This window comes from Prochlorococcus marinus str. MIT 9302 (genome assembly GCF_000759975.1).
In the GTDB taxonomy this organism is placed as follows: domain Bacteria; phylum Cyanobacteriota; class Cyanobacteriia; order PCC-6307; family Cyanobiaceae; genus Prochlorococcus_A; species Prochlorococcus_A marinus_M.
The window spans coordinates 131,123-148,466 of sequence record NZ_JNAM01000005.1; the positions used below are offsets into that span (position 1 = coordinate 131,123).

The 17,344-nt window shown below is 32.3% G+C and carries 20 protein-coding genes and 1 tRNA gene; 10 read left to right on the forward strand and 11 right to left on the reverse strand.

From position 1 onward, the window contains the following. The 7 genes from urtD to ureE all read right to left on the reverse strand — a co-directional run bounded on the left by urtD (position 1) and on the right by ureE (position 6,261). On the reverse strand, positions 1–750 hold the full coding sequence (gene urtD, locus EU96_RS06885) for an urea ABC transporter ATP-binding protein UrtD (protein WP_032526103.1): 750 nt from the start codon (positions 748–750) through the stop codon (positions 1–3). Further along, positions 750–1,874 (reverse strand): urea ABC transporter permease subunit UrtC, encoded by a 1,125-nt coding sequence (urtC, locus tag EU96_RS06880; protein WP_032526104.1) that lies wholly within the window; start codon positions 1,872–1,874, stop codon positions 750–752. Before urtC ends, urtD begins: the two co-directional genes overlap by 1 nt. After that, positions 1,874–3,028 (reverse strand): urea ABC transporter permease subunit UrtB, encoded by a 1,155-nt coding sequence (gene urtB, locus EU96_RS06875; protein ID WP_032526105.1) that lies wholly within the window; start codon positions 3,026–3,028, stop codon positions 1,874–1,876. Before urtB ends, urtC begins: the two co-directional genes overlap by 1 nt. A gap of 83 nt (positions 3,029–3,111) precedes the next feature. Continuing rightward, on the reverse strand, positions 3,112–4,389 hold the full coding sequence (gene urtA / locus EU96_RS06870; RefSeq protein ID WP_032526106.1) for an urea ABC transporter substrate-binding protein: 1,278 nt from the start codon (positions 4,387–4,389) through the stop codon (positions 3,112–3,114). A 128-nt stretch (positions 4,390–4,517) separates the two neighbouring features. Beyond that, the gene (ureG, locus tag EU96_RS06865; RefSeq protein WP_032526107.1) at positions 4,518–5,129 is read right to left on the reverse strand and encodes an urease accessory protein UreG; all 612 of its coding nucleotides are present in this window, start codon (positions 5,127–5,129) and stop codon (positions 4,518–4,520) included. Positions 5,130–5,132: 3 nt separating this feature from the next. Continuing rightward, complete coding sequence (locus EU96_RS06860; protein WP_032526108.1) at positions 5,133–5,819, reverse strand: urease accessory protein UreF; 687 nt, start codon at positions 5,817–5,819, stop codon at positions 5,133–5,135. After that, on the reverse strand, positions 5,812–6,261 hold the full coding sequence (ureE, locus tag EU96_RS06855; RefSeq protein WP_032526110.1) for an urease accessory protein UreE: 450 nt from the start codon (positions 6,259–6,261) through the stop codon (positions 5,812–5,814). The genes EU96_RS06860 and ureE overlap by 8 nt, the downstream gene beginning before the upstream one ends. Before the next feature lie 48 nt (positions 6,262–6,309). Between ureE and EU96_RS06850 the strand changes: the two genes are divergently transcribed. Genes EU96_RS06850 through ureC form a run of 4 tightly spaced genes read left to right on the forward strand, consistent with a single transcriptional unit; the run spans position 6,310 to position 9,602 of the window. Further along, positions 6,310–7,212 (forward strand): urease accessory protein UreD, encoded by a 903-nt coding sequence (locus EU96_RS06850; protein ID WP_032526111.1) that lies wholly within the window; start codon positions 6,310–6,312, stop codon positions 7,210–7,212. Between the two features lie 50 nt (positions 7,213–7,262). Continuing rightward, the gene (locus EU96_RS06845; RefSeq protein ID WP_011818334.1) at positions 7,263–7,565 is read left to right on the forward strand and encodes an urease subunit gamma; all 303 of its coding nucleotides are present in this window, start codon (positions 7,263–7,265) and stop codon (positions 7,563–7,565) included. Positions 7,566–7,567: 2 nt separating this feature from the next. Next, a complete protein-coding gene (locus EU96_RS06840; RefSeq protein WP_032526113.1) occupies positions 7,568–7,888 on the forward strand; it encodes an urease subunit beta in 321 nt (106 codons plus the stop codon). 4 nt (positions 7,889–7,892) lie between these two features. Further along, positions 7,893–9,602: an urease subunit alpha gene (gene ureC / locus EU96_RS06835; RefSeq protein ID WP_032526114.1), complete on the forward strand. Its 1,710-nt coding sequence runs from the start codon at positions 7,893–7,895 to the stop codon at positions 9,600–9,602. On the opposite strand, the gene EU96_RS06830 is transcribed toward ureC, so the two are convergent. Continuing rightward, a complete protein-coding gene (locus tag EU96_RS06830) occupies positions 9,599–10,825 on the reverse strand; it encodes a glycosyl transferase (RefSeq protein ID WP_032526115.1) in 1,227 nt (408 codons plus the stop codon). The two genes, ureC and EU96_RS06830, sit on opposite strands and share 4 nt — an antisense overlap. A 50-nt stretch (positions 10,826–10,875) precedes the next feature. Between EU96_RS06830 and EU96_RS06825 the strand changes: the two genes are divergently transcribed. The 4 genes from EU96_RS06825 (at position 10,876) to EU96_RS06810 (ending at position 14,705) form a co-directional block, all read left to right on the forward strand. Next, entirely contained in the window at positions 10,876–12,636 is a 1,761-nt protein-coding gene (locus EU96_RS06825) for a sugar phosphorylase (RefSeq protein WP_032526116.1), read from the forward strand. 1 nt (position 12,637) lies between these two features. After that, positions 12,638–13,435: a mannosyl-3-phosphoglycerate phosphatase-related protein YedP gene (gene yedP / locus EU96_RS06820; RefSeq protein ID WP_032526234.1), complete on the forward strand. Its 798-nt coding sequence runs from the start codon at positions 12,638–12,640 to the stop codon at positions 13,433–13,435. A gap of 4 nt (positions 13,436–13,439) precedes the next feature. After that, positions 13,440–14,384 carry a kinase gene (locus EU96_RS06815; RefSeq protein ID WP_032526117.1) on the forward strand — a complete coding sequence of 315 codons (945 nt, stop codon included), beginning with the start codon at positions 13,440–13,442 and terminating at the stop codon, positions 14,382–14,384. A 93-nt stretch (positions 14,385–14,477) separates the two neighbouring features. Then, positions 14,478–14,705, forward strand: coding sequence for a DUF1830 domain-containing protein (locus EU96_RS06810; protein ID WP_032526118.1), 228 nt, complete (start codon positions 14,478–14,480; stop codon positions 14,703–14,705). Positions 14,706–15,123: 418 nt separating this feature from the next. On the opposite strand, the gene EU96_RS06805 is transcribed toward EU96_RS06810, so the two are convergent. Then, positions 15,124–15,402: a hypothetical protein gene (locus EU96_RS06805; protein WP_032526119.1), complete on the reverse strand. Its 279-nt coding sequence runs from the start codon at positions 15,400–15,402 to the stop codon at positions 15,124–15,126. Positions 15,403–15,491: 89 nt separating this feature from the next. Between EU96_RS06805 and EU96_RS06800 the strand changes: the two genes are divergently transcribed. Both EU96_RS06800 and EU96_RS10195 read left to right on the forward strand, forming a co-directional pair. Next, positions 15,492–16,292 (forward strand): undecaprenyl-diphosphate phosphatase, encoded by an 801-nt coding sequence (locus EU96_RS06800; RefSeq protein WP_032526120.1) that lies wholly within the window; start codon positions 15,492–15,494, stop codon positions 16,290–16,292. Between the two features lie 54 nt (positions 16,293–16,346). Further along, positions 16,347–16,499, forward strand: a complete 153-nt coding sequence (locus EU96_RS10195) for a hypothetical protein (RefSeq protein ID WP_193741304.1) — start codon at positions 16,347–16,349, stop codon at positions 16,497–16,499. Here EU96_RS10195 and EU96_RS06795 read toward each other — a convergent pair. Beyond that, a tRNA-Pro gene (locus EU96_RS06795) sits at positions 16,500–16,573 on the reverse strand. It abuts the gene before it with no gap. Positions 16,574–16,600: 27 nt separating this feature from the next. Continuing rightward, positions 16,601–17,329 (reverse strand): peptide-methionine (S)-S-oxide reductase MsrA, encoded by a 729-nt coding sequence (gene msrA / locus EU96_RS06790; protein ID WP_032526121.1) that lies wholly within the window; start codon positions 17,327–17,329, stop codon positions 16,601–16,603. Positions 17,330–17,344: the final 15 nt, after the last annotated feature.

Consider the following 17,344-nt stretch of genomic DNA (forward strand, 5'->3'; position numbering starts at 1 on the left):
CTAATCCTCAGGTCTTCCTAAATAAACGTCAATCACTTTTTTATCCTTTTGTATAGTGTCCATCGTCCCCTCACATAGTACTGAGCCTTGATTTAATACTGAAACATTACTATCAAGTCTTCTTATGAATTCCATATCGTGGTCTATTACAACAACCGTATTTTCTCCCGATAAAGATTTTAATAAATCAGCAGTAAGATCAGTCTCTTCATCAGTTAAGCCTGCAACAGGTTCATCTACAAGCATTAAATCAGGCTTCTGTCCTACTAACATGGCTATTTCAAGCCATTGTTTTTGGCCATGAGATAAAGATCCTGCTTTTGAATTGACTTTTTGAGATAAATTAACAATTTTCATAAGACGTTCAATCTCATCAAGCTGCTCATCTTTAATATTTTTATTTATTAGGTTCAATGGACTTTTAGGAGTTGTTACTGATATTTCCAGATTTTCTTTAACCGTAAGATTTTCAAAGATTCTTGGACTTTGAAACTTTCTACCTACTCCAAGTCGAGCAATCTTATGCTCTTTTCGACCTATTAGTGATTTCCCTTTAAAAATTACTTCCCCTTTTGTGGGCTTAACTTTTCCAGTTATTACATCAAGGAATGTTGTTTTGCCGGCGCCATTCGGTCCAATTACAGCTCTTAATTCTCCTTTAAGTAAATTCAAATTAAGCTTGTTAAGTGCTAAAAAACCTTCAAAACTAACTGTAATATCAATTAAATTTAGGAGAGAGTTATTATTCATTAATTTTCCTCATTATTATTAACTTCCAAGCTTGGATAGGTTTCAATTTTTCTTTTAAAACCAAATCTTTGAAGAAGATTCCTAGGGCCATCTCCTTGAATCCATCCTAAAACACCTTCTGGCAATGCTGTAACAACTAAAATAAACATTCCTCCTTGAATAAACATCCAGCTAGCAGGTAAAGCTTCACTTACCAGACTTTTTGCATAGTTAATTAAAACTGCTCCTAATATTGCTCCCAATAATGTTCCTCTCCCTCCAACTGCAACCCAGATAACCATTTCTATAGAAAAGGGAACAGTCATGAATTGAGGTGATACTATTCCAGATTGAACAGTATATAAAGCCCCCGAAATTCCAGCGAGGCCTCCAGCTATAGAAAATATTATTGTCTTGAATATCACGGGATTGTATCCTGTAAACCTTACTCTTGGTTCATCATCTCGAATTCCTATAAGAATATTGCCAAATCTTCCTTTGACTACCCACTTTGCAAAAAACCATGCCGCTATTACAAGTATGGAGGTTAACCAAAAGAACATTCTTTGCATAGACTCAGAACCTACCATCTGACCAAATAGCAGGGTTACATCTGTTTTTAATCCATTTGTTCCGTTTATAAGTTTTTGTTGTCCATTAAAGAAATTAAAGAAAACGAGAAGAGATGCTTGAGTAAGTATAGAAAAATATACGCCTTTGATTCTATTCCTGAAAACAAGAAATCCAATTAAACCTGCAACCAATGCAGGAATAGTCCAAATAGCAAAGAATGTGAAAACTGGCGATCTAAATGGTTCCCAGAAAAAAGGTAATTTTTCTACGCCATATAAAGCAAAAAATTCAGGAATATTATTTGGAAATTCAGAAGAACTGGTTATTTGTAAATACATTGCTGCACAGTATCCACCGAGTGCAAAAAATATACCTTGTCCAAGACTTAATAAACCTGTATATCCCCAAATAAGATCAACACCTAGAGCAACTATGGATAAAGATAAGTATCTACCGAGAAGATTTAATCTGAATACAGGGAGCAGAGTTGGTGCTGCAATAATTAAGGCTATTAATATTATCCAAAATGATAATACTATTTTTTTATCAAATTTAATTTTACTTAAGGTCATTAGTTTTCAACCATCCTGCCTTTTTGAGGAAATAAACCTGTGGGTTTAAATTGTAAAAATATAACTATTAATGCAAATATCATTACTCTTGCCATACTTGTTGTGGCAAAAAAGTTGATTGTATTTGAGAGAGGTAAAGGCATATCTGGCCATATTGATAAGAGCCTTCCAGCTCCAATTAAATCTGTCATTATTCCAATTCCAAAGGAAGCAAGTACTGTGCCTAATAAATTCCCTACTCCTCCAAGAACTACAACCATAAAACAACCAACTATATAATTCCCTCCAACATTTGGTCCTACAGAACCTAATAGTGATACTGCTACTCCGGCAACTCCTGCTAAGCCAGATCCAATTCCAAAGGTAATTATATCCACTTTTTCAGTAGATATACCCAGACAATCACTCATTTGTCGGTTCTGAGTAACTGCTCTAATACGCATCCCCCAAGAACTTTGATTAAGAAATAATGTTATTGCTATTACAGAGATTAGTGTAATTACAATTATCATTAATCTTGTTTTAGGAAATGCAGTTCCAATAATTTCTACTTGACCTCTCATCCATGAGGGAGCTGTTACATCAACATTACGAGCACTTGCTCTACTAAGTTTGCTTACAGTGGATGAAATAACGCTACCGGTGAGAACCCCAGTTAAAGCAGCAAATATCCAAGAACTAAATTTAAAATATTTGAAATTAATTGATTCTTTTATTTTTGAAGGAAACGTTGTTGGTAAAAATAAACCAATTATCAGACTTATAACCAAACCCGTACCATAAGCTAAAGGGACACTTCTGACAAATTGTTGAAGAATTAAGCTTACTCCCCATGTGGCGAGAAGTGTTTCTAGAGGACTTCCATAAAGCTTTCTTATTATAGTTTTTTCAAGGATAATGCCTACCACTCCACTAACAATAAAAGCTAGAAAAATTGAGACTATAATATATGAATTGTAGAAGGGTTTTAATATAGGTAATTTGAAAATTAGTTGTGTAACGTATGTTGTGTAAGCCCCAAGCATCATAAGTTCTCCATGGGCAAGATTAATTACACCCATAAGACCAAAAACAATTGCCAGACCTAATGCAGCAACAAGTAGTACAGATCCTATTGCAACACCATTAAAAAGACTATCGAGAAGTAACTCCAATTTATAAAAAGAAAATATTTGATTATATAAAATAAAAGGAGGTGTTAACCTCCTTTTATTTAGAAGTATAGGTTCTAATTAAATTAAAGCTTATACTTTTCACCTTTTGAAGGATCTGTCCAGTCGCATGCAAATCCTTTTGAACTTGGATGTTTTTGGTTCCATGCTTGAGGAAGAACAACTCCTGTCTCTTCAAGAATTGTAAATCCACCCTCTGCATTAATCTGTCCAATTCTTACTGTTTGAGATAAGTGGTGATTAGGCATAACCTCAACAGGACCTTGTGGGGCATCAAAAGTTTGTCCAACTAGGGCTTCTCTTACTGCGTTGTCGTCGAATGTCCCAGCATCTTCAACTGCCTGTTTCCATAAATAAACCATGTTATAAGCAGATTCTTGAGGATCAGCTACAACACGATCAGATCCCCATCTTTTCTTAAAACTTTTAGCAAATTTCTTAGATGCAGGAGTATCAATTGACATCATGTAGTTCCATGCACCGTAGTGACCTTCAAGGAACTCAGGACCAATTGTACTAATCTCTTCTTCAGCAATCGAATAGTTCATTACATAGTAGCCACTTGAAGGAGTGATACCTGCGTCTTGAATCTGTTTGAAGAATGCAACGTTTTGGTCACCATTCAGTGTATTAATGATTATTCCACCTTCAGGTAAAGCTTTTTTGATTTTTGAGATAATTGGAGCAACTTCAGTATTTCCTAATGGAAGGTAATCTTCCCCAACAACTTTACCTCCTAATTGTTTTACTTGAGCTTTTGTAATTGTGTTGGAAGTTCTTGGGAAAACATAATCAGAACCTACAAGGAAGAAATCTCCACCTGCTGCGGGTGAACGCTTATACATGAAATCTGTAGCTGGTTCTGATTGTTGGTTTGGTGTAGCTCCTGTATAGAAAATGTTGTTAGAACATTCTTGGGCTTCATATTGAATCGGGTAGTAGAGGAAGGCATCTTTTGATTCGTAGACTGGTAACATTGCCTTTCTACTTGCAGATGTCCAACCACCAAATACGACAGGAACTCCGTCTTGGTCAATTAGTTTTTTAGATTTCTCAGCAAAAGTAGGCCAGTCAGATGCACCATCTTCTACTATGTACTCTATTTTGTAGCTTTTGCCACCAACTGTTACACCACCAGCAGCGTTTATCTCTTCAATAGCCATTTTTTCTGTATCAACAAGGGTTGATTCAGAAATGGCCATTGTTCCAGATAACGAATGCAAAATACCAACGGTTACTGTGTCATCGAAACTTCCGGAGGTTCCACCTCCACCACATGAAGTTGCTGTGACCGCAAGTGAGGCAGTAGCTAATCCTGCCAAAATACGCCTTGAAATTCTCATGAATTAGGTTGATTTAGGTAATTGACCCTCATTAGGGGGATAAAGTAAAAGTTATTAACGAGTGAGGATAAGTTTTGTATCTGTCGTAACTTTTTGTTGAATCCAATATATTAACAAAGAACATGTTTCTAGTTTTGATTGTTGGGTATATGTGATTCTAAAAATTGAGTTATTTCTTCAACTCCTATGTCTCTACTTAGGTTGGTAAAAAACCAAGGTTTCCCTTTCCTCATGAATTCAGTATCACTTTTCATAATATTTAAATCTGCACCAACCATATCTGCTAAGTCAATTTTGTTTATTAATAATAAATCTGACCTTGTTATCCCTGGTCCTCCTTTTCTAGGGATTTTGTCTCCCGCAGATACATCAATCACATATATTGATAAATCTACAAGTTCTGGACTAAAACTAGATGCCAAATTATCACCTCCACTTTCTACAAAAACAAAATCTAAAGGATTATATTTATTTTCTAAATCTAAAACTGCATTTTTATTTAAGGAACAATCCTCTCTTATCGCTGTATGAGGACAACCTCCTGTTTCTACACCAATAATCCTTCCTTCCTCTAAAACTTTTTTATTTATTAGAAAGTTAGCATCTTCTTTGGTATAAATATCATTGGTGACAACTGCTATCTCATAATTTTGTTTCAGGCTTAAGCATAGAGTCTCTACTAATGCAGTTTTTCCTGAACCTACAGGCCCAGCAACTCCTACTCTCAATTTGCTGCTCATAAATTAATTTCTAAAAAGTTTTGTATAAAGGTCATTATGATTTTGTTGTGCCATAGCTAAACCTATATTGCCAAAATAGATGTCATCAATTTCTTTGTCCATAATTTCTTTAGAAACTTTTGAAATTATTGCTAATAAATCTCTCTGAATTAATTGTGCTTTTGTAGAACCAATAGGAATAATCCTTAATACCGCACTAAGTTGGTTTGCACTCCACGCGTAGAAAAAATTTTCAACCATTTCTAACTTCGTAATTTCAAAACAATAACAAGCCCAACTCCAAGCTAATGGCCAGGAGTTTTTTTTATTTTTTTTATATGGATATTCAAATCCAAATTCTTTATTTAAATCAAATAGAGATTTTGCCATTTGAGTTTGTTGTTCTCTCATTTCGACAGAGTCTTTTGATGAGAGTATCCATTTATCCAAACTCAATAGCTTTTGCAAATTACTTTTTAAATTTTTTCCGTAGTTTAACTCATTGAAAATATCAAAAAAATCTGATAAGAGTCTCGCATCTAATCTAATTTGGCCAATTTTTAGTTCACTTATGATTAATTCTTTTACCGAATTTGAGTCTTTTAAATTCTTATTATTAAGATAACTCTCCAATCCCTCCGAATAACAAAATCCTCCAACTGGTAAGTTAGGGCTTATTAATAAATATTTTAATAAGTGACTTTTAATCATGACTATGGGCACCTCTTTCCGGAAAAAATTTTTTCTGGGTATTTACGATATCAACATTAAAATTTTTAAGCATATTTTCAATTAAGTAATCACCTTTTGTTAGAAGAATATCTTCTTCAATTTCTACTTCTACATGCCTATTTCCTAGATGATAAGCAGTTTTAATAAGTTCAATTTTAGATTTTGAAGTTATTTCAATTAAATTTTCTGTTTTGGCAATTATCTCTACATAAAAATTTGACTCATTAGTTGAAAGAATATCTCCATCATTTAATTTGCCCTCTCTAGGTAATTGTAAAATTATTTCTTGATCACAATCAGTTAATCTTTTACCTCGTAAGATTCTTCTTTCATCTGAACTTAGAGAAAGTTTTAAAAATGAACCTAGTCGAGGTTTTTCCTTAATCCAATCAGTTACAACTAATTGTTTATTCATTCTCATAATCAAAATTTTTGGTTACTTTAATTTAGTAATTAAAGAAAACAATTTATGATTAAAACTTCTTGGGAAGGTAATTGTTTCTTAAATTTTTTTAATAATAAAGCAAGTTTAGGAAATGTTGATAAAACAATCTTTAAATCTAAATCAACTTCTCCTTACAAGTTATTAAAGTCAACTCATGATCAGGAGGGCAGATGCATCTTACCTGTTCTTCATACTGCTGGGGGATTGGTTGGTGGCGATTTACTTGAGTTTGAGGTGAATCTTGAAAAAAACTCTAAGGTATTGTTGACTACTTCCTCGGCTCAGAAAGTATATGGATCAGTTGGGATATCAAAAATTAATCCAAAAGGAACTTTTTCAAAGCAGAAAACTCTCATAAAGATTCTTGATAATTCTCATTTGGAATATCTCCCCCAAGAAACAATTATCTTTGCAAATGGTTTATATGAGCAAAAGTTTAAAGTATCTATTTCAGAAACTTCAAGTTTTTTATTTACTGATTTAATAAGACTTGGAAGATCTTCTTCCGGAGAATCTATTGAGAGTGGAGTTTTTAGGTCTAAATTAGAAATTATGAGAAATAATGATTTACATGATGATTGGGAATATGTTGATCAAATTGAATTATCTAAGGCAAGTTATGTTTCCAAGTCAGGTATGGATTACATGCCTGTTTTTGGATCCTTAATTTGGATTTGCAAAAAAGATTTTTCCAAACCAAAAATAAATAATCTTGTAGGAAATATAAAAAAGATTTTCAATGAAACTGATAATAATTTATCTATAGGAATCCTTGAAAATGGTATCTCTGTACGATTCCTAGGGAGTTCTTCTCAAGAAGCTAGGAAATGTTTTTTTTGTATTTGGAAACAAATTAGGTCTGTTTGTGGATTTTGTGAGCCAAAATATCAAGGTGTATGGCCTTTACAAGATTCTATGAATTATTAATTATGTTCAGAAAGAACCTTTTTTAAGAATTTATAGATTAATTTTTTATTATGCATCTTTCACCTCAAGAAAAGGATAAATTATTGATTTTTTCTGCTGCGCTCTTAGCTGAAAGAAGGCTTAGTCGAGGTCTTAAGCTTAATTATCCTGAAACAATTGCTTTTTTGAGTTTTCAAGTTCTTGAAGGAGCTCGAGATGGAAAAAGTGTAAGTCAATTAATGTCAGAGGGAACTACCTGGCTTTCAAAATCACAAGTTATGGAGGGCATTCCTGAAATGGTTGATGAAGTTCAAATAGAAGCAGTTTTCCCTGATGGGACAAAGTTAGTTACTATTCACAATCCGATTAACTAATTATGAGTAATCTAATTCCTGGCGAAATAATTCCTGAACAAGGGGAAATCGAATTAAATCTTGGTAAGGAAGTTAAAACAGTAAAAGTTTCTAATTCTGGAGATAGACCTGTACAAATTGGATCTCATTATCATTTTTTTGAAGCTAATAAGGCTTTAATTTTTGATCGAGAATTAACACTTGGTATGCGTCTTGACATTCCTGCAGGAACAGCAATTAGATTTGAACCTGGGGATACAACTGATGTCAAATTAGTTCCATATACAGGTTTAAGAATTGCACATGGTTTTAATTCATTGGTTAATGGTTCTTTAGAAACTTAAAATTATGTCTTATCGAATTAATAGAAAAACTTATGCGCAAACTTACGGACCCACTATCGGAGATAGAGTAAGGCTTGCTGATACTGAACTTTTTATAGAAGTAGAAAAGGATTTAACTACATACGGAGATGAAGTTAAATTCGGTGGAGGTAAAGTTATTCGAGATGGGATGGGACAGTCTCAAGTAAGAAGAGCTGATGGAGCAGTAGATACCGTAATAACTAATGCTTTGATCGTAGATTGGTGGGGAATAATTAAGGCTGATGTCGGTATAAAAGATGGAATGATTTTTGAAATTGGTAAGGCTGGTAATCCTGATATCCAGGATAATGTCGATATTGTTATTGGTGCATCAACAGAAGTAATAGCTGGAGAAGGCCATATTCTTACTGCAGGTTCAATAGATACCCACATTCACTTTATCTGTCCCCAACAAATTGAGACAGCACTAGCCTCCGGAATTACAACCATGTTGGGAGGAGGAACTGGACCTGCTACTGGAACAAATGCCACTACTTGTACTCCGGGTTCTTTTCATATTTCAAGAATGCTTCAATCTGCAGAAGCATTTCCCATGAATTTAGGTTTTTTTGGAAAAGGAAACTCAACAAACGAGAGCAATCTTATTGATCAGGTTGAAGCTGGTGCATGTGGATTGAAGCTTCATGAGGATTGGGGAACGACTCCCTCTACAATAAATTCTTGTCTTAATGTTGCAGATAAGTTTGACGTACAAGTATGTATTCATACAGATACTTTGAATGAGGCAGGCTTCGTTGAAGATACCATCAACGCTATTGCAGGAAGAACTATTCATACTTTTCATACCGAAGGAGCAGGTGGAGGTCATGCTCCAGACATCATAAAAATTTGTGGAGAAAAAAACGTTCTTCCAAGTAGTACTAATCCAACAAGACCCTATACAAGGAACACATTAGAAGAACATCTTGACATGTTAATGGTTTGTCATCATTTAGATTCTAAAATCCCAGAGGATATTGCATTTGCTGAATCAAGGATCAGAAGAGAGACTATTGCAGCTGAAGATATTTTGCATGATATAGGTGCCTTTTCAATTATTGCCAGTGATTCTCAAGCTATGGGAAGAGTTGGTGAAGTAATTACAAGAACTTTTCAAACCGCTCATAAAATGAAGGTCCAAAGGGGGCCGCTATCGCAGGATTCTGATAGAAACGATAATCATAGAGTAAAGAGATATATTTCTAAAGTCACAATTAATCCTGCAATAGCTCATGGTATTGATAAACATGTTGGATCTATAGAAAAGGGTAAAATTGCGGATTTGGTATTGTGGAAACCTTCCTTTTTTGGTGTAAAGCCTGAATTAGTTGTTAAAGGAGGATCTATAGTTTGGTCCCAAATGGGTGATGCAAACGCTTCAATTCCTACTCCAGGTCCTGTTCATGGTCGCCCTATGTTTGCAAGTTTTGGCCAATCTCTAATTAAGAGTTCTTTTACCTTTTTAAGTAAAAATTCAATTGATCAAAATATTCCAAATAAATTAGGCTTACAAAAGAAGTGTATTGCCGTAGAAAATACCAGAAATATCAATAAATCACACTTAAAACTTAATAGTAAACTGCCAAATATTTCAGTTGATCCTCAAACTTATGAAGTTTTTTCTGATGGGGAACTTCTTACTTGTGAACCTCTTGATGAAGTCCCAATGGCTCAAAGGTACTTTTTACTTTAGAAGTTTTTAATTAATTCTTTTTCTGTTGTCTTTATGTCTTGTGACCCAGCAATAGCCAAATCTTCTTGCAGTTTGTTTTCACAAGATAGAACTCTTGACCAACTTGGTAACTGCTGTGTAGTAGGGCAAGCTAAGTAATCTTCAGTAGCCGGTCTCAATAGTTTTGCAAATTTTTGTACTGATAGCTCTTCTTCATGTCTATCGTATGGAAGTTGATTAACTGCTGAATCTAAACCAAATTGTTTTACCCGGTCTTCTCCAACTCTTTTATAAAGAACTTCTAAGGTTGCAAGTTGAGTACTAGTTAATGTCTCTGCTTGATGCTCCATTAGACCTCTCAAAACACTTGAAAGGATTTCAGTACACATTTTTTGAAGTCCCTCTCGGGATGAATCTCCAATATTCTTATGTTTATGATCAAACAAACCTAAGTCCACTTGGGCTATTTTTGAAGTTCTTACGTTTCTATAAACTTCTGATAATAATCCTATTTCTAAACCCCAGTCACAAGGTATCCTCAAATTCATAGCAAGGTCTTTTGTGAAAGCAAATTCTCCTGCTAATGGATATCTAAATGATTGAAGATATTGTAAAAAAGGGCCTTTCCCAACCAGCTGCTCTAGACTTGCTAAAAAAGGGCCAACAAATAATCTTGTTGCTCTACCTTGTAATTGGTTTGTTTCTAAAGATAATCTACTGTAAAAAGCTTTTACATAAGATATTCCATAAGATTCATCTAGAAGCGGAAGAATCATTCTTGAAGGATATAAAGGACTAAAAGTTCTTATATCAGCATCAAAAAGGGCTACAACATCTGATTTTCTAGTTGCAACACCTATGCCCTGCCAGACAGCCCATCCTTTACCAGGAGTTCCTAACAGTTCCAACCCATTTTTTTCTTGGTTTTTTAACAGCTCTATTACAGAGGGAGAATTAGTCCATTGCACGTGAACGGGAAATGGCATTGAGTTAAAGAATGATTTTGCTGCTTTAACTTGTTCAACAGTTTTTGCAGAGAGCGCAATAACTAATTCATTTAATCCTGTCAGGTTTTTTAATACTTCTCTTATATCTTTTAATGCTGGACGTTCAAATTCTTCATATAAGCATGGAATTAATATACTTGTTGTTCTTTTTTTAAGACTTTTGTTTAATTCTTTAAGTAAATCATTAGTTACACCATATTCATGTATTGTTGTGATTAACCCTTGTTGAAAGTCCATTTTCTAATTGATGTGCAGAATAGTGTTAATACTTCGATGATTTTTTCAAAGTGAAGCAAATTGAATCAGAGAAAAAATTAGATAGATTAAAAATTTATAAATTGTTGGAAACAATTTATTCAGATAATACTACAGAAGAAATTAATTGTATTTCAAATCAATTATTACAGATTTTAGATGATTTCTCAGAGAAATCTGCTTATGAAGAAATAAGTAATAAAAAAATATGGGATGAATCTCATTCAGTTTTAATAACTTATGCAGATAGCATTTATAAAAATGGTGAGGCAACATTAATTACTCTTCGAAACTTATTGAGCAATTACTTCGGGAGCCTTTCTAAGGTTGTACATATTCTTCCTTTTCTTAAATCTACAAGTGATGGAGGTTTTGCTGTTTCTAGTTATGAATCCCTAGAAGAAAAATTTGGTAGTTGGGATGATCTTAAAAGTATTTCAAAAAATCATGATTTAATGGCTGATTTGGTACTTAACCATATTTCATCATCTCACCCATGGGTTCAACAATTTATTAAATCCCAAGAACCAGGCATATCAAATGTTTTTTCACCTCAGGCAAATCTTGACTGGTCAAATGTAGTTAGGCCAAGAAGTTCATCTTTGTTTAGTCAAATAAATACCGAAGATGGTCCTAAACAAGTTTGGACAACTTTTGGTCCAGATCAAATTGATTTGAATTGGCATAATCCCAAAATGACTATTGAGTTCTTAAATTTAATTATTACTTATTTATCTAATGGAATTAAATGGTTCAGACTCGATGCTGTAGGTTTTATTTGGAAGGAATCAGGGACAACTTGTTTACATTTACCAAAAGCACATTCGATTGTGAAAATTTTAAGAGTTCTTTTAAATAATCTTTATGAAAATGGAGTTTTAATAACAGAAACCAATGTTCCACAAAAGGAAAATTTGTCTTATCTTATTCCAGAAGATGAAGCCCATATGGCATATAATTTCCCATTGCCTCCTCTTCTCCTTGAGGCAATTATCACTTCAAGAGCTGATATCCTAAACTCATGGATTTTTAATTGGCCAGAATTACCGAATAATACTACTCTTTTTAATTTCACTGCATCTCATGATGGTGTTGGGTTAAGAGCTCTTGAGGGTTTAATGAATGAGAAGAGAATTAAAGACTTACTGATTAATTGTGAAAAAAGAGGAGGACTAGTAAGTCATAGACGTTTATCTAATGGGGATGATAAACCATATGAATTGAATATTAGTTGGTGGAGTGCAATGGAAGACTCGAGTAGAGATTCTAATCGATACCAATTTGAGAGATTTATCTTAACTCAATTATTAGTTATGGCTCTAAAGGGTGTTCCTGCTTTTTATTTGCCAGCATTACTTGCTTCCGAGAATGATATCAAAAATTTCTCTATGACAGGTCAAAGAAGAGACCTAAATAGAGAAAAGTTTAAATCAGATAATCTTTTATCTGTTTTAAATAATCCTGAATCAAATGCTAATAAAAACTTAAAATATCTTCGTAATGCTATGGATGTAAGATCAGAATTAAAGCAATTTAACCCTTGTTCAGAAATGAAATGTTTGTCTAAGGATAGAAGCGATATTGTAGTAATAAAAAGAGGTAAAGGCCGAAAATCTATTTTTGCTATTCACAATATGACAGAAAATAAGATTAACTATCAATTGAATGATAATGATCTTCCACAAATATTAGATAATGTATCTAATATGCAAGACTACTTAGAATCTACTAAATACAATTGGAAAAATATTAGTCTTGAACCTTTTCAAGTTATTTGGCTTGGTTCTTTATAAAATGATTGAAAATTCTTCTATATGGGTTGTTAGTGATGTAGATGGTACTTTAATGGATCACTCATATGATTTAACTCCTGCTAAGGAAACAATAAAAATACTACAAAAAATATCCATACCTGTAATTCTTTGTACAAGCAAAACAGCCTCTGAAGTAAAAGTTATTAGAAAGGAACTAAACTTAACGGATCCTTACATTGTTGAGAATGGTGCAGCAATTTATGGTGAATCTCTCAAGAAGGTTAATGGAAAAATTATTCTTGGAAAAAAGTACGAGACTCTTGAAGAAATCTTAAATGCAATTTCTAAAGAAATTGATTATAAATTAATTCCTCTTAATAATCTTACTGATCAAGAAGCTACTGACTTAACTGGATTAAAAGGAAATTCATTAACTTTAATGAGAGATAGACATTGGAGTATGCCTTTCTTAAATCCGCCTAGTTTTTTAGAAGAGAGAATTAAAATCTGTTGTAAAAAGTTCAAAGTAGATATTTTTAAAGGAAATAGAATGAGTCACTTATTATCCATAAATTCCAATAAAGGAAAAGCAATAAATGCTCTTAAAAAATATTCAAATATCCAAAATATTCAAATTATAGGTTTGGGTGATTCTCCCAATGATTTGCCTTTACTTCTAAATTCAGACATTAGAATTGTTATACCAGGAATAAATGGACCTAACTTAAATTTACTTGATCAATTAAAAGAATTGGAATTCACTTTGGCTTCTGAACCAAATGGATATGGTTGGAAAAATGAAATCAATAAATTAATAAATAAGCTAGAACTAATTTAGATACGTGAAAGATTTAGATATTAAATTTCCACTTGATAAATTTGAAAAATTAATTATTGATATTGGTTGGGAATCCTTGGATGATTGGTTCAATTTTTGGAATAATCAAAAAAAAATCCTTTCAATTGATCAATTTTGGAATAATAAAGTTAACGATGATTGGATTTGGGGTTTAGCTTTACCTCTTTTATCTCATGCCTATAAATTACATAATAATTTATCTGATCGAAAAATAATTGGGATCTCTGCTCTCCCTGGAACAGGCAAAACAACTTTAGGTAAATGGCTTGAAGCAATTTCGTTAAATTTAAATTTCAAAATTGCTGTAATTTCAATTGACGATTTTTATCTTCCATCTGATGAAATGAAATTAGCAATTAAGAACAACCCTTGGAAAGTCTCAAGAGGTTTTCCTGGAAGTCATTCAGTAAAATTAATGCATGAAAAATTATTAAATTGGAAAATAAATGGTAAGTTAGAAGCCCCAGTTTACGATAAATCATTAAGGAATGGCTTAGGAGATAGATCTCATTGGAGATTCGATAATCCTGATTTATTAATTCTTGAGGGATGGTTTTTGGGAATAGAACCTTCCTCTATTGAGGTTATGGATCAATCCATAAATTCAGCAGAGTTGAGTCCAAATGAATCTTCTTATAGATTAAAGATTCAAAATAACCTAAATGAATATTTAGATGTTTGGAGTTTAATAGACAATATTTGGCATTTAAAGCCCTTGAGCTTTGAATATATGAATAAGTGGAAGACATATCAAGAGAAAGAAATGTTTTTAAAGAAAGGAAATGCCCTTCAAGAGGAAAAATTATCTAATTTCTTGAGGATGCTTAGTGTTTCTATTCCTCGTAAAAGCTTTGACTTCATAAATTCTTATGCGTTGTTATTAATTGATCAAGAAAGAAATTTAGTTGAGGCTGGATTAAATATTTAATTTTTTCTAAATTACTTTTTTTTCAGTAATTTTTTATACATTTTTTTTAGATCTATATGGTGTTTAATAAATAACTTATTGTCCACTTTAGAGATGGTTGAGTTTTCTTACAAAAATGAAGGTTGTAGAATGGTTGTTTTGAGATGTATTGGTCCATCAAATTTTTTTTTAGAGAGAGTTTTATTCCCAACTGACATTCTTACTTTTATGGCACCAAATGATTCAAGAGTAGAAATCTGGGGGAATGAATTATATGGTCCCAAACTAGAAGAGAGAATAAGAGTTTCATCCGATAATGAAGATTCGACTTTAGTTGCTTAAAATAAATCACCTCTAATTGTCTTCGAGTCATAATTTATTACAAATACCTATTTTTTATTGATATTATCTAACTAGTTTTGTAAATAGTGATGTATTATTTATCTTCTTTTTCGATTGGAGGATTTGTTCCTTCTGCAGCTATTGCAGGAGTTTTGATTTTAGTGGTTTAGGAGCATTCTTTTATCTTGGTATCAAAGGACCTAAAGATTACTAATCCTGAGATTAATTTACACATTGTATTTCTTGATTATTTTATAACTTATTAATTCAATTATTTTATTATGGATTTAACAACTATTTTATTTATATTAAGCTTACCATTCGTTTTATTGACCGTTTATTTTGGTACAAAAAATGATTTTTACGAAAGTGAGAATTATAAAGGTGATGGCTGTGCTCACGATGTTAAAAGATAACTTTATTTTTTATCACCGCTAAATACACAAGTCCATTTACTATCAAATTGCCAAACAGGTGTAAATATTTCATTTGTAATTTTCTCGCCTGCATTATTACATGTATCTAAGTCTTTCATAGGAATAGAGTGTAACGAGGGACTTGTTATTCCACTTACTTCTGGCCTACTACCAGGTCCTTGTCTATAAGTTCCAATTATTAACCAATAATTAGCCCTAATAGAATCAGAAAAAAAGAATTGAGAAAAAATAATAAATAGCACTAAAAAAGATTTTTTCATCGATTTATATTACTTTTATTTATTATATTTACTAAATGTATATTGTTTTTTTAAAATTGCTATCAATTAGTCAGGAAATTATATAAATTTTGGAATATTTTAAATTTATCGTATACGGCTTGATTCAAGGTTTAACAGAATTTATACCTGTAAGTAGTACTGCTCATTTAAAAGTTTTATCTCTTTTTTTTGAAATTGATGATCCAGGTGCCTCATTGTCTGCAATTATTCAACTTGGAAGTGTTTTTGCTCTAGCTTGGTATTTTAAGAATGATATTTTTAAATTAAGCACTCAACTTTCAAAAAAAAAATTATATTATCTAAAAGATCAAAAGTTATTGTTGTCAATTTTTATTGGCACCATCCCAATTATCTTATTTGGTGGGACCATTAAATTATTTTTCACTTATTTTTTTGATAAGTTTCTTCGTTCTAATTTGTCTATAGCATTAGTCTCATTCCTTATGGCTTTCTTGATGTACATTGCTGATAGATCGAAAAAAGGTTCTATAAATTTAAGAAATCATAACTATTCAGATAGTCTCTTGATAGGTCTTTCTCAAGCAATTGCTATTTTCCCGGGAGTATCAAGATCTGGTGTTACTATTTCGACTGCTTTATTATCAGGTTGGGAAAGAGGAGATGCTTTAAAATTCTCCTTTCTTTTAGGCATGCCGGCTATTTTTTTTGCTGGTATTGTTGAGTTAATTTCTTCTTTTAATGAATTTTCTCAATTTAGCTTTTTACCTCTAATTGTTGGTCTAATTACAACCTTTTTATCTTCATTATTTGCTATTGATATCTTAGTAAATTATTTTTATTCAAATGGTTTAAAATTATTTATTATATATCGTGTTGTATTTGGTGTTGTAATTCTTCTGAATTTATAATTTCTTGCGACTAAAATTTTCAATTGTGTTAAGGTTTAAAAAAAATAGTGTCTAATGAATGTTTTTATATCTTACCAGCTTGGTGAAGTTGAGGTTTCAAATCTTACTATATTAGTTTTAGCTTTTTTTTCTTCTTTTACATTCATAGCAGTAGGCATAAGTTCATATAAACTATACAAATCGCTTATAAATGAAGACGATAAGTAATCGGAACGGCGGGATTTGAACCCACGACCCCCACTACCCCAAAGTGGTGCGCTACCAAACTGCGCTACGCCCCGTGTCTTTACTATAAAGATTAGATTGATTTAAATGTTATTCTTTATAGGATTGTTATCAGATCTCAATACACACTTATCAATTTTCCAATTAAAGTTTTCCCATATATGGTCTTCTAATTTGTAGTTGCTTCCAGTAAAATTTCCCAACTTTACTTTTGTAGGTGAAGCGGAACAATACTGCCTGCTTCCAGCTGATGCAAGATATTGTTGATGGTATTGTTCTGCATAAAAATATGAATCAATCATTTTTATTTCCGTTTCAATTAAACCAAGATTTTTTTTGCTTAATTCCGTTTGATATTGTTCCTTACTGGCTAATATGGTTTTAATATTATTTTCATTCTTGTAATATATTGCTGATCTATATTGTGTTCCAATATCATTACCTTGCCTGTTTTTTTTAGTAGGGTCATGACATTCCCAAAACATTTTTAATAAATCACTTACATCTATTTCCCTTTTATCCCATATAACTCTTACAACTTCTGAATGGCCAGTTAAGCCGGAACACACTTCATAATAAGTTGGATTGTTTTTTTTACCTCCAGCATAACCTACAGAAGTTGTGACAACTCCAGGAAGTTTCCAAAAACATTTTTCAGCTCCCCAGAAACAACCACATCCAAAAATTATTTCATCTTCTTCTACATTAGGATCTTTTTTGATATCTGTTTTTAATATTCTATGTAATGAATAAGCATCATTAGTTAAATTTACCTCCTCATTATTCATAATGTTTTTCAGGAATTTAAACATAATTTAAATCAATTT